This is a genomic window from Nocardioides pini, from assembly GCF_026712185.1.
GTDB lineage: Bacteria > Actinomycetota > Actinomycetes > Propionibacteriales > Nocardioidaceae > Nocardioides > Nocardioides pini.
In genome coordinates, this window is sequence record NZ_JAPPUX010000006.1 from 40509 (window position 1) to 53459 (window position 12951).

At 71.3% G+C, this 12951-nt stretch carries 12 protein-coding genes; 11 read left to right on the forward strand and 1 reads right to left on the reverse strand.

The features are described 5' to 3' along the window. The first annotated feature begins 18 nt into the window (after nt 1–18). The 11 genes from NYO98_RS19945 to NYO98_RS19995 all read left to right on the forward strand — a co-directional run bounded on the left by NYO98_RS19945 (nt 19) and on the right by NYO98_RS19995 (nt 11347). On the forward strand, nt 19–993 hold the full coding sequence (locus tag NYO98_RS19945; RefSeq protein WP_268113598.1) for an EamA family transporter: 975 nt from the start codon (nt 19–21) through the stop codon (nt 991–993). 25 nt (nt 994–1018) lie between these two features. Then, nucleotides 1019–1945, forward strand: a complete 927-nt coding sequence (locus NYO98_RS19950) for an ATP-binding cassette domain-containing protein (RefSeq protein WP_268113599.1) — start codon at nt 1019–1021, stop codon at nt 1943–1945. Then, entirely contained in the window at nt 1942–2766 is an 825-nt protein-coding gene (locus NYO98_RS19955) for a hypothetical protein (RefSeq protein WP_268113601.1), read from the forward strand. The genes NYO98_RS19950 and NYO98_RS19955 overlap by 4 nt, the downstream gene beginning before the upstream one ends. Nucleotides 2767–2854: 88 nt before the next feature. Further along, nucleotides 2855–5932, forward strand: coding sequence for a BTAD domain-containing putative transcriptional regulator (locus tag NYO98_RS19960; RefSeq protein ID WP_268113602.1), 3078 nt, complete (start codon nt 2855–2857; stop codon nt 5930–5932). Between the two features lie 68 nt (nt 5933–6000). Beyond that, entirely contained in the window at nt 6001–6801 is an 801-nt protein-coding gene (locus tag NYO98_RS19965; RefSeq protein WP_268113603.1) for a CPBP family intramembrane glutamic endopeptidase, read from the forward strand. Then, nucleotides 6798–7673, forward strand: coding sequence for a PhzF family phenazine biosynthesis protein (locus NYO98_RS19970; protein WP_268113605.1), 876 nt, complete (start codon nt 6798–6800; stop codon nt 7671–7673). The genes NYO98_RS19965 and NYO98_RS19970 overlap by 4 nt, the downstream gene beginning before the upstream one ends. Continuing rightward, complete coding sequence (locus NYO98_RS19975) at nt 7670–8113, forward strand: ester cyclase (protein ID WP_268113606.1); 444 nt, start codon at nt 7670–7672, stop codon at nt 8111–8113. The genes NYO98_RS19970 and NYO98_RS19975 overlap by 4 nt, the downstream gene beginning before the upstream one ends. A gap of 41 nt (nt 8114–8154) precedes the next feature. Then, nucleotides 8155–8742: a YceI family protein gene (locus NYO98_RS19980; RefSeq protein WP_268113608.1), complete on the forward strand. Its 588-nt coding sequence runs from the start codon at nt 8155–8157 to the stop codon at nt 8740–8742. A gap of 77 nt (nt 8743–8819) precedes the next feature. Continuing rightward, nucleotides 8820–9746 carry an alpha/beta hydrolase family protein gene (locus NYO98_RS19985; protein ID WP_268113609.1) on the forward strand — a complete coding sequence of 309 codons (927 nt, stop codon included), beginning with the start codon at nt 8820–8822 and terminating at the stop codon, nt 9744–9746. Between the two features lie 54 nt (nt 9747–9800). Next, entirely contained in the window at nt 9801–10397 is a 597-nt protein-coding gene (locus tag NYO98_RS19990) for a GNAT family N-acetyltransferase (RefSeq protein WP_268113610.1), read from the forward strand. Continuing rightward, a complete protein-coding gene (locus NYO98_RS19995; protein WP_268113611.1) occupies nt 10397–11347 on the forward strand; it encodes a CPBP family intramembrane glutamic endopeptidase in 951 nt (316 codons plus the stop codon). Before NYO98_RS19990 ends, NYO98_RS19995 begins: the two co-directional genes overlap by 1 nt. Nucleotides 11348–11386: 39 nt before the next feature. On the opposite strand, the gene NYO98_RS20000 is transcribed toward NYO98_RS19995, so the two are convergent. Next, complete coding sequence (locus NYO98_RS20000; RefSeq protein ID WP_268113613.1) at nt 11387–12664, reverse strand: MFS transporter; 1278 nt, start codon at nt 12662–12664, stop codon at nt 11387–11389. Between the last annotated feature and the right edge of the window lie 287 nt (nt 12665–12951).

A 12951-nucleotide genomic window follows, 5' to 3' on the forward strand; every position in this document is an offset into this window, starting at 1 on the left:
ACGACAGGGAACCCGACGATGTCCACCTCAGCCAGCCCCGGTTCGTGGGGCGCCGCTCTCGTCACGGCGGTGGCCCCGGTCGCGTGGGGGACGACGTACGTCGTCACCGCGCACCTCCTCCCCGACGGACGTCCGCTGTTCGCAGCCGCCACGCGCGCCCTGCCGGCCGGCCTCGTCCTGCTGGCACTGTCGCGACAGCTGCCCCGCGGGAACTGGTGGTGGCGCGCGCTCGTCCTCGGGCTCCTGAACTTCGCAGCCTTCTTCCCCCTCCTCTTCTTGTCGGCCTACCGGCTACCCGGCGGCGTCGCCTCCACCGTGCACGCCGCGTCCCCGCTGGTCGTCATGGCGCTCGCCTGGCTCGTCCTGCGCGAGGTGCCCGGCAGGCTCCGGGTGCTCGGCGGCCTGGTCGGACTGGTCGGGGTCGGACTGCTCGTCCTGCGATCCACCTCCTCGATCGACACCCTCGGCCTGCTGGCCGCGGGCGGTTCGGTCCTCAGCTCAGCGCTCGGATTCGTCCTGGTCCGACGGTGGCCGGCCCCTGTCGACACCCTGACCCTCGTCAGCTGGCAGCTCGTCGTCGGTGGCCTCGCACTCGTTCCGCTCACCCTGGTCGTCGAGGGGCCGCCGCCCGCGCTCGACCTCTCCGCAGTCGGCGGTCTCCTCTGGCTCGCGGGAATCGGCACCGTGCTCGCCTATGCGTGCTGGTTCCGCGGCCTGGCGCGGCTCCCCGCAGGGACCGTGTCCCTCATCGGCCTGCTCAACCCCGTCGTGGCCACGTCACTCGGGATCGTCGTCTCGGGAGAGCCGTTCGGTGCGGTGGCCGTCCTGGGCATGTCCCTCATCGCGGGAGGCGTGCTGCTGGGTCAACCAGCCCTCGCGAGCCGTCGGCGCGCCCCCCGAGACCACGTGACTCCCCTCCCCTGCGCGGGCGACGACGGCCATCCGGCCGCCGCGCGAGTCCCCGCCGACACGCCCGCCACCCGCGCCGCGTGACCCCCTTGAGAAACGAGTCCCCGTGATGATCGAGATCGAACACCTCACCAAGCGCTTCGGCAGCACGCTTGCCGTCGACGACATCAGCTTCACCGTCCGTCCCGGCCTCGTCACAGGGTTCCTCGGCCCCAACGGCGCCGGCAAGTCCACCACCATGCGGATGGTCCTCGGCCTGGACCGCCCCACCGGTGGCACCGCGCACGTCAACGGCCGATCGTTCGTCGACCTACCCTCACCGGCTCGAGCCGTCGGCGCCATGCTCGACGCCGGGCAGGTCCACCCCCGTCGTACGGCGCAGGCTCACCTGACCGCGCTCGCCGAGACCATCGGCGAGGGGCGCGTCCGGGTGCAGCAGGTGCTCGACCTGGTGGGTCTCACCGACCAGGCACGACGTCGCGCCGGAACGTTCTCCCTCGGCATGCGCCAGCGGCTCGGGATCGCCGCCGCCCTCATCGGCGACCCCGGCATCATCGTGCTGGACGAGCCGATGAACGGGCTCGACCCCGACGGGATCATCTGGGTCCGCTCGCTCCTGCGGCGCCTGGCGGACGAGGGGCGAACGGTGTTCGTCTCCTCCCACCTCATGGGGGAGATGGCGCAGACGGCTGGCCACCTCGTCGTCGTCGGCAGGGGTCGCCTCGTCGCCGACGTACCGACCGACCGGCTGCTGAGCGACCACGCGTCCGTGGTCCGCGTCCGAGGTCCCGAACCGACACGTCTCGCACGAGTGCTTGCGGACGCGGGCGGAACCGTGGAACCCGCCGGCGACTCTGCTCTCCACGTGACCGACCTCGACCCCGCACAGATCGCCCGTCTCACGCTCGACCACCGGCTCGAGGTGCACGAGCTCGTGACCGAGCGCCGCTCCCTCGAGGACGCCTTCCTCGAGCTCACGCACGACGCCACCGACTACCGCGCCGACCACACCACCGAAAGGACGGTGACGCCATGAGCACCCCGAAGCCCGCCCCGGCCACGACCCCCACCCGACACGCCCAGGGCCCGACGATCGCCCGGGTCACCACGAGTGAGGCCGTCAAGCTCAGGACCCTGCGGTCCCACGTCGTCCTGCTCACCACAGCCATCCTGTTCCTGTTCGTCCTGGGACCCGTACAGGCGCTCGGGCAGGTGCTCGCACCCCAGAGCGCCCAACCCGTCCCCGATCTCGGCGCCGCCACGTCCGTGGCGCTCAACGGCGGAGTCACGGCAGCCCTGCTCCTGGGGGTGCTCGGTGTCCTCAGCGTCACCTCGGAGTTCCCCACCGCACTGGTGCGGACCACCTTCTGGGCCGTCCCGAAGCGGGGCCTGGTGGTCGGCGGGAAGGCCATGGCGTTCTCGCGGCTGGTCCTCCCCCTCGTCCTCATCGGCGCCGTCACCGCCCTCGAGGTGTCGCGGTTGGTCCTCGCACGCGTCGATGCGCCGCTGACCTGGGCGGAGCCGGGAACGTGGTGGGCCGCTGTCGCCATGTCCCTGTACGCAGTCGGCTGGGGCCTGCTGGGTCAGGCGCTGGGATGGATCCTGCGGTCCGCCGTCGGCGCCGCGTTCGCCCTGCTCGGCCTGATGTTCGTGCTCCCGATGCTCGTGGGGCTCCTCCCTCGCCCGGTGTCTGACGCCGTGCTGCCGCTGCTGGCCTCAGAGGCCGGCGCCGCGATGATGCGCGTCGACCAGTCCGGGCCAGGGCTGGCTCCCCCGTTCGCGGCCATCGTGTGGATCGGCTGGATGGCGGCCGGCCTGGTCGTGGCGACCGTGACCGTTCGCCGGCGAGATGCCTGAGGCGGGCGATCCCGTGCTGGCCACAGTCATGGATGCCAAGGATGGGCCCAGGATCGACGCGCGGATCCTTGGTCTCCTCGACCTACGGGTGGACGGACAACCGGTCGAGATAGCCACGCGCCGCCAGCGTGCCCTCCTGGTCCTGCTGCTCCTCAACGTCGGCCGGGTGGTCAGCACCGAGCGCCTGATCGACCAGCTCTGGGACGGCGCACCTCCGCCTCAGGGCGCCGTGACGCTGCGGTCGTACATCTCGAACCTCCGGCAGGCCCTGGGCGCGACGGGTGCGCTCGGGTCTGCCCTCGTCACCCGCGGTCCCGGGTACCTCATCGACCTTCCAGCGGAGTCGGTCGACGCCACGCGGCTGCGGACCCTCACCCAGACAGGCCGCGACCTCCTGCGACAGGGCGCGGCGACCGACGCGCTCACCACCCTGGACGAGGCGGTCGGACTCTGGACCGGAGATCCGTTGTCCGAGGTGTCGGACCACCAGTTCGCACAGAGCATCGTCGCGCAGCTGACGGAGACCTATCTGGCGGCGGTGGAGGGCAGGTTCGAGGCGATGCTCGCCGCCGGACGGCATGCCGACGCCCTTCCGGAGCTCGACGGCTTCGCCGCCGACCACCCCTTGCGGGAAGAACCGCAGGCGCTGCTCATGCTCGCGCTGTACCGATGCGGGCGGACTGCCGACGCGCTGGAGGTCCACCGCAGGTTTCGGGTCATGCTCGACGACGAGCTGGGCATCCTCCCCTCGAGCCGCATGGACTCACTGCTCCAGCGGATCCTGTCGCAGGATCCCGACCTCGACCCACCGCCCGCCGCACTCGAGGCCGATGCCCTGCCCGCCGCTACGACCCCGAGCCCCGCGGCTGCGTCCACAGAGAAGGCACTTCCGGCGCCCGCCGCCGGCGGTTCGACTCGGATGCTCGTCGGACGCGAGCGAGAGCTCGGCGTGCTGCAAGCCGCGCTCGACAGACTCACCACGAGCGGCACGGGGTCGCTCGTGCTGCTGGCGGGCGAGCCCGGCATCGGCAAGACGACACTGCTCGAGACGCTCGATGAGATGGCGCGTCGGCGGAACGTCCCTGTGCACTACGGCCGGTCCCCCGCCGCGTTCGGGGCACCCCCGTTCTATCCGTGGTCCCAGGTCGTCGACAGCGTGGCGGCACGCCTCGGCGACCAGGAGCTCGAGTCGCTCGTCTCGACCCGTGCGCGGCCGGTCGCCCAGCTGTCACCTGCGGTCGCCGGTCGAGTCGGAGTCGAGGTCCCACCGCCCGGCGACATCGTGAGCGCCATGCGGTTCCCGCTGTACGAGGCGGTCTCGACCTACCTCTGCCGAGCCGCCGATGGCCCGCTCGTGGTGCTGCTCGACGACATCCACTGGGCAGACCTCCCCAGCCTGGAGCTGCTGTCCTACCTCACGCCCTCCCTCGCCACCCGGCCGCTCCTCCTCGTCGCGGCCTACCGGGACCTCCCGAGCGACACCAGCGAGGCGTTGGACGCGACCCTTGCCACCGTCTCCCGCGAGGACGTGACCTCGGAGGTCCACCTCGGTGGCCTCGCCCAAGGCGACGTAGCGGTGCTCGCGGCCGACCTGCTCACGACCGCTGCACACCCCGAGCGACACGAGCGCTTCGCCGACGTCCTCTACGAGCGCACCGGCGGCAACCCGTTCTTCGTCCGCCAGCTGGCGCGCCTGCTCCTCGAGGACGATCCGCCCGTCGCGACGCGTCCTGCTCCTGTCCCGCCCGGTGTGCGCCACGTCATCGCAAGCCGGCTCAAGCCGTTGCCCGCCGCAGTCACCGCCCTGCTCGCCTCGGCCGCTGTCATCGGACGCGAGTTCGACCTCCGCACGGCAGCCACCGTGGCCGGCATCGAGCTGGAGGAAGCGCTCGACGCCTACGACATCGCGGCCCGGCACGGTCTCGTCGAGCCGACCGACGACGGCGGACACACGTTCGTCCACGCGCTCGTCCAGGAGGTGGTCCTCGAACGCCTCCCGGCCGGGCGGGCCAGCAGGCTCCATGGAGCGGTCGCCCAGCTGCTGGCGCACGAGGGTGCCAGCTCGCCCGCGGTCGTCGCCACACACACCTGGGCCGCGCGTGACGTGCTGGGACCGGCAGCGGTCGAGTCACAGCTGGCGGCAGCCGACGCGGCCGTGGCGGTGTGCGCCCACGAACAGGCCGAAGTGCACCTCCGACGCGCGCTGCACCTCGTGCGTCAGGCGTCACCACCAGACCCCGACGCCGAGCTGTCGGTGCTGCTGACCCTGCTACGGCTCATCATCACCTCCCGCGGCTGGGGCCACCACGGGGCGAGAGCGGTCGCGGACCGAGCGCTCCACCTGGCCGAAGCCGGTGCCTTCAGCGACGACAACGCCCGCCTGTGGTGGTCGCTGTTCTTCCTCCTCATCGACCAGGACGACCAGGCGTCATACGTCGGCGTCGCGCGCTCGCTCCTGGCCGCGTGCGAGGCCCCCGATCCCCGCGGCCGGATCGGGAACGCCTCCCGCGCCTCGGTGCACCTCATGGCCGTCTTCGACGCGTTGTCCACCGACGACCGGGATGCGGCCCGCCGTCACCTGACCCGTGCCGGCGAGCTGATCGAGGCCGCAACCGCGGCGGAGACGTCCGCATACGACGAGAACCTCCACGTCATGTACCACCTGATCGAAGGTGCCTGGTTCGGCATGCAGGGCGACGGCGATGCCCACCAACGGGCCGTCGAGGCGGCGGTCGCGCTCGCGGACGCCGACGGCCGTCCGTTCCCTCGCGCTGTGGCGCGCGCCCTGGGCGCGGTCCAGGCCTTCTACAGCCCCGGGCACGACTACCTGAAGGAGCTCGCCGACCCGGCGCTCGACCTCTGTCTCCGGTTCGGATTCGGTTGGCTGGGCACGGTCGCCGAGTCGGTCCACGAGTGGTCCGAGGCACTGGCCGGCGGCGACGGCACCCGGACCGTTGCCGCCCTCCAGACTCGGCTCGAGGACATGACACGCGGGGGTCGCAACGGCACTCGCTCGACCATGCTGGCCCTGCTCGGCGACGTCCACGCCGCACTCGGTGAACCAGATCTTGCTCGGGAGACCTACCTGCAGGCACGGCAGGACCCCGGGCCCTACCGCCAGCTCTTCATCACCCTCCTCGACCGAAGGATGGCGTCGCTTCCATGAGGATGAGCACGACGAGGGTCCAACGACGAACCAACAACCCCTCAACCACGTCGATCCACCGTGGTGCCATGACCGCGACCCACTCAACCCCCGCCGACCGGACCACGCCGCGTCCCGCCCACTCCCTGCTCACGTTCACCGCGATCGCGCTCCCCGCGGGGTGGATCTTCCTCAGCGTCCCCCTGCTCACGGGGTGGCCGGTGGCCCCCTTCGTCCTGGCCACCCTGTTCCTCGGCATGGTTCCCGCCGCGCTCCTGCTGACGCGCCGCGGGAAGAACACCAGCGTCCGCGACCTCCTGCGTGACTGCATCCGCCTGCCCCACCCCGTGGCGTGGCTGATCCCCGCCACGTTGCTCATTCCGGTCGCGACCCGAGTCGGGGCATCGCTCGTCGGCGGGGGCGAGCCCCTCACCTCTGCCCTCGTCGTCGACCTGATCGTCAACGTCGTGTCCAGCGTCCTCATCGTCAACCTCTGGGAGGAGATGGTGTGGGCCGGCTTCGTCCAACGGACCGCCTCGAAGGCGTACGGCTTCGTGCGCAGCGCCCTGCTCACCGCCGCGTTGTTCGTCGCCATCCACCTCCCTCTCGCGTTCTACGGCATCGAGGGCGCGGCCGACCTCGCACGCAACCTCGCCATCATGGTCGCCTCCGGTATCGGCCTGCGGCTCCTCATCGGAGCCCTCGACGTGTGGGGGCGCGGCAGCATCCTCGCCGTCGCCCTCCTGCACGCGACGTTCAACGCCAGCGCGGACCTGGTCGACGCCGACGCCGACTGGATCAGGTACGCCGTCACCCTCGGCTTCGGGCTGATGGTCCTGCTCGCTCCCGGCCTCCGTCGCAGCCACGCCTGGACGGAGGAGCTCCGATGACTGTCGAGGTCCTGCGCTACTCCGCCTTCCCGGAGGACGGCGCCGGCGGCAACCCGGCCGGCGTCGTCCTGGGAGCTGCATCCCTGAGCGAGCCGCAGATGCGCGCGATCGCGGAGGCCATCGGCTACTCGGAGACCGCCTTCCTCAGCCCCACCTCCGAGTCGGACCCGGCGCGACTCAGGGTGCGGTACTTCAGCCCGCGGGCCGAGGTCGACTTCTGCGGCCACGCCACGGTCGCGTCCGCGGTGGCCATCGCGGAGAGGTACGGCGCAGGCGTCCTGACACTGGAGACGAACGTCGGCCTCGTGCCGGTCTCCACCCGCCATGACGGGGTGGAGCTGACCGCCACGCTGACGTCGCCGGCGACCTGGACCCGTCCCGCCGGCGACTCGGCGGGCGAGGCGCTGGATGCCCTGCGACTGGCGGCGAGCGACCTCGACCCGGCCTACCCGGTGCACGTCGCATTCGCCGGCAACAAGCACCTGGTGGTCGGCGTCCGGGACCGATGGACCCTCGATGCGCTCGACTACGACTACGGCGCACTCGAGAGGCTGATGGGCCGCGAGGGCTGGACGACGGTGCACGTGTTCTGGGCCGAGGACCGCCACCGGTTCCACGCCCGCAACGCCTTCCCACCGGGCGGCGTGCGCGAGGACCCGGCGACCGGGGCTGCCGCGGCGGCGTTCGGGGGCTACCTCCGTCAGCTGGAGCTCGTCGACGTCCCGTCGAGGATCGTCGTGCTGCAGGGCCGACAGATGGGCGCGCCGAGCCGGCTCGTCGTCGACCTGAGACCCGGGTCCGACACGGTCGAGGTCACCGGTACCGCCAGGCGCCTCACCCTGACGCCGTACGACGACGTGGACCTGCCATGAGGACGTTCACGGTCGTCCCGAACGAGCCGCACACGTGGCCCGGCATGCCGCCAGCCGCGCGCGCCGTCACTGAGTTCCTCTCGAGGGTGCGCGTCACGGGCGACACCGCGGCCGCCGAACTGCTGATGGGAAGCTCGGTCCCCGCCCACCAGCACCTGGCCGAGCGCGACGAGACGGTGGTGCGATCGCCGCACGAGTACGCCGCCCACGTACGCGACATGCTCAAGGACCACGGGCCGTTCCGGTTCGAGGTCCATGAGCTGCTCGCAGAGCAGGACCACGTCTTCGTGCGCTGGCTCCAGCACGGCCACCTGCCCACCCGCGGCGCGTCCCCGCGTCCGCTGCGCGAGGCGGGCTCGGCCGTCTACCGCGTCGAGGACGGACGCATCCAGGAGTACTGGATCCAGCTCGACCGCCTCGGCGAGCGCCTCCAGCGCTGACCCACGGCTCCACCCCACCCAACCCCGACAGGAGAACGACCATGACCCACGACCAGATCCAGCAGTCCCCCACCCGCACCCTCGAAGGCCACCTGCTTCCCGCCCCGGGGGTGTGGGACATCGACCCCGGGCACACCGACCTCGCGTTCGTGGGACGCCACTTCATGGTCACGAAGGTGCGCGGCCGCTTCACCGACGTCACAGGCCGCGTCGTCATCGCCCCGCAGATGTCAGACTCCACTGTCGAGGTGACGATCGGCATGGCGAGCGTCGAATCCGGATCCGCCGACCGCGACGACCACATCCGCTCCGCAGACCTCTTCGACGTCGAGCGCTACCCCACGGCGACCTTCGTCAGCCGGAGCGTCGACTGGGGCGGCACCTCCGGCACGGTCCACGGCGATCTCACCATCCACGGCGTCACGCGGCGCGTGCCGCTGATCGTCTCGTTCGAGGGCTACGTCCCCGACCCGTGGGGTGGCCACCGCGCCATCTTCTCGGCGCGCACCGCCGTCAACCGCGAGGAGTTCGGCATCACCTGGAACATGGCGCTGGAGGCAGGCGGCCTCCTCGTGTCCAAGGACGTCCGGATCGAGATCGAGCTCGAGACGGTCCTTGCCGGCCAGTGAGCCCCGTCCGCGTGCGGGGCGCCCCACCCCTCGGCGCCTCGCACGCGACCCGCCTCCCACCCCGACAGAGGATCGCCATGACTTCCGACACCGTCGACACCGCTCTCCAGGCCAGTGCCCGAGACGCCGTCCGGCGCGAGCGCACCGCATTCCGTGCCGACGACGGGAGGGTCCTGGAGGCAACGTGGTTCCGTCCGCGGTCGCCTGGGGCGGGACGCGTGCTCATCGCGCCTGCCATGGCCACGCCCGCCGCCTTCTACGCAGCCTTCGCCACCTGGCTGGCCGGGCGTGGGATGACGGTCCTGACGTTCGACTACCGCGGCACCACCGCCACCCCGTCCGAGCTCCGCCGCGAGACGGCGGACCTCCTCACCTGGGCGGGTGACGCCGCGGCCGCGCTTGAGCACCTCCTGGACGACGCGCCGGCCGGCGACCACACCCCCGTGGTCTGGATCGGGCACAGCTTCGGAGGCCAGGTGCTGCCGTTCGTGCGGCACGACCTCCTGGACAGCGCCGTCCTCGTCGCCACCGGCAACGGCCACTACCACCACAACCCGGCGTGGTTGCGACGACGAGCTCCGCTGCTCTGGAGAGGCATCGTGCCGCTCACCACTGCTGCGGCTGGCTACTTCCCCGGGCGGCGACTCGGCCTGGGAGACCTCCCGACCAGGGTGGCACGCCAGTGGGGTCGCTGGTGCATGCACCCCGAGTACTGGGGAGCAGACGTGCGCGACATCGCCGCGCGCCACGCGCTCATCACCCATCCGGTGACTCTCGTCTCGACGAGCGACGACCCGCTCGTCATGCCCAGTGGGCCCGCTGCGCTGGCGCGCGCACTCAGCAACGCGCCCGTGTCCGTCGTCGACCTGTCGCCCGACCAGCTGAGCGTGGATTCGATCGGGCACCACGGTCTGTTCCGTCGCGGGCTCGCACATGCCTGGGAAGCCGTGTTCGCGCCGCACCTGCCGCACGCCGTGATGGCCACCACACGTGCCCAAGCCTGATCCAACATCGCCGGCGCAGAGTCGCGTCACCAGATCTACGAAGGAGGAGCCACCATGACCCGCACCACGACCCGGCCCCTGCGCCAGCCCGGCGTCGACGTCCACCTGCGCCCGGTGCGCCTGGGCGACTGGCCCCGCATCCACGAGTGGGCCCGCCGACCGGACGTCACCCAGTACCAGGCCTGGGGCCCCAACCGCGCGGTCGAGACACGTGAGTACGTCGTCGCGGCGATCGAGGCAGCCCACCAGGTGCCGCAGGTACGCCATGTCCTCAGCGTCGTCCAGTCCGACCGTGTGGTCGGACTGGTCGAGCTCACGGTCGTCGACGTCGAGGCCGGGATCGCCGAGGTCGGCTACGCGGTCCACCCCGACGTCTGGGGCCGTGGCATCGCCACCGAAGCAGCACGTCACGCCGTACGATTCGCGTTCGACGAGCTCGGGATGAGGGTGGTCACGGCGACGTGTGACACGACGAACGTCGCATCCGCGCGCGTCCTCGAGAAGCTGGGGATGCACCTGGAGCAGACCATCCCGCACGATGTCTGGGTGGGCCGCCGCTGGCGTGACACGCACGTCTTCTCGGTTCGCGCAGAAGAGCAGAGGAACGCCCTGTCCGCGACCCCGTGCGCGACCGCTGGGCGGGTCGCCTGATGACCGGGGACGAGTCGCGGGCCGGGTCTGCACAGTCCTGGGTCGCGAGACACGCGACCGCGGTCTTCACCCTCACCGCTCTGCTCACGTCGTACGCCGCACTCGGCCTCATGATCCTGGTGGACCGCGGCCACCTACCCGGCCGGTCGATCCCGTCACGGATCGGCTCGGACATGGAGGAGGCGTCCAGCGTGGTCCTCGTGCTCGTCCTCCTCGTCACGACGATCACCGTCACGCGGGTCGTCGAGGGCCCCCCCGGTGTGCGGGTGATGCTCGCGAGGGTCACCCGCTGGCGAGTCCCCTGGAGGTGGTGGCTGGTGGCGGTCGCCGCGATCCCGGTGGTCACGGTGGCACTGGCAGCAGCATTGGGCGACAGCGTGGTCGCCCCGTCCCCCAGCGCGCTGGTCGACGAGCTCGTCGCCGCCGTGGTGGCGCTCCTGCTGATCAACGTCGCGGAGGAGACGAGCTGGGCCGGCTTCCTCCAGACCCGGCTCGAGCGAGCCCACGGCCTCCTGGTCGCCGCAGTGCTCACCGCCGTGCCGTTCGCGCTGGTGCACATTCCCATCCGGGTGGTGGCGCGCGAGATCGACAGTCCCGCCGACCTGTTGCCCCAGTTCACCGTCCTGATGGTGTTGTGCATCATCATCCGGATGCTGCTCGGCGGCGTGATGCGCGGCGCCGGCAACAGCCTCCTCGTCGTCGCGGCGACCCACACGTCCTTCAACCGCTCCAACAACGTGGACGGGATCGCCGCCGACCTGCTGGTCGGGCAGGCGAGGCCCTTGGCCGCGCTCGGTGCCGCGATCGTCGTCATGGCGCTCATCCTCATCGCTCTCCGAGGACGGCTGGGCAGGGCCGAGCGCCTCCGGCTCGACGCAGCGGAGCTCGACACGCCCGCGCCGACTCCGCGACCGGCTCGCGAGCAATCCACTCGTCCAGGACGCCGATGAGGCGCACTGCCATCCAGGCTGTTGCACAACGGGCGGTCGCTACCTCACGTTCTTGATGGGCGCTACGGCGAGGGCGCCGCCGAGCGCGCACGCGCCGGCGACCGCGTACAGGACGGCGTAGCTGCCGCCGCCGAGAGCCAGGATGGCTGGCGCCATGGTTGGCGCAAGAGCGAAGGGCAGGGCGCCGGCGATGTTGAGGACCCCAAGGTCCTTTGCAGCGGTGAGGGGGTCGGCGAGCACGTCGACCACGAGCGCGAGGTCGACGGCCATGTACATGCCGAATCCGACGCCGCCGATCGCCATGCCGACGAGGTACCCGTTCACAGAGGTGGATGCGGCGATGACGAACAGGGCGCCGGCGTAGACGATCGCTGCCGCGGTCACGAACACCTTGCGTCGCCCGACCCGGTCGGAGATGCGCCCGGCCACGGGGGCGACGATGACCAGCGCGACTGACTGGGCGACGGTGCCGAGGTACACCTGTCGGGGCACCGCATCCTCGGCGCTGCCGATCTGTTCGAGGAGGAAGAAGGTCTGGAAGGTGACCAGGAACGCGTAAGCGGTGACGAGCAGGAACCGGGACAGGAACGCCCACGCGAAGTCGGCGTTGCTGCGGGGGCTGACGTAGAACGTGGCAGCGAGCTCGCGCAGGGACCACGGCGGCTTGCCGGTTCCATCGAGGCGTCGGTCCGTCAGGCGCCACGCGAACAGCAGGACGGCAACACCTCCCACGGCGCACGGCACCGCGAACATGAGCACCGTCGAGTGGTCGAAGAGCTGAACGAGGTACGTGCCGGTCACGGATGCGATGGGAACGGCGAGGCCCAAGACGCCAGCCACGACCCCACGCTGGTCTGTCGGGACCTGGTCGGCGAGGACGGCCGTCTGCGCGGCGAGGGTGGCGTTGAAGAAGACTTGGCACAGGCACCAGCCGAGCAGGACGGTGCCGACGTCCGGTGCGGTTGCAATCACCATCGTCCCGACGGCACCGACCGCCACGCCGGTCACCATCCACGGGCGCCGCATGCCCCACCTACTGGTGGTGCGGTCGCTGAGCCTGCCGAACAGCGGGTTCGCGATGATCGAGAGCAGCGACCCGGTTCCGGCGACCAGGGCGAGGTTGCCGGGAGCGGCGTCGGCGCCGACGAGGTCTCGGACCTTCAGGGCGAGCGAGACGAGCAGGGGCGCGAGGAACAGCAGCGACCCTCCGGTGTAGGAGAGCGCATACAGGGCGATGAAGCTCCATCCCACCCGGCTCGGCGGCACAGGATCGGTGCCGAGCGCGCGGCCATCGTCGCGATGCGCGGGTCCGGGCACGGCTCCCCCGTGTGGTTGTCCAAGGAAGGGTTGCTGTCGGAACCAGCATGGCCCCGCTCGGAGGAGCTACGACAGGAGCGCCGGTCAGGTTTGACCCGAATTGAGCAGGTCCCGTGCTGCCTCCTCCCCTAGGCTTCGAGAAGGCTGCTGGGAGGGAGCGCCGATGGTTGACGCCCTGGTGCAGACCAAGCTCACGTTGCCGCGACCCCGACCGGGGCTGGTGGCCCGTGCTCGCCTGACCGAGGAGCTGCAGCGCGCCCACGACGCCGCCCTGGTGCTGGTGTCTG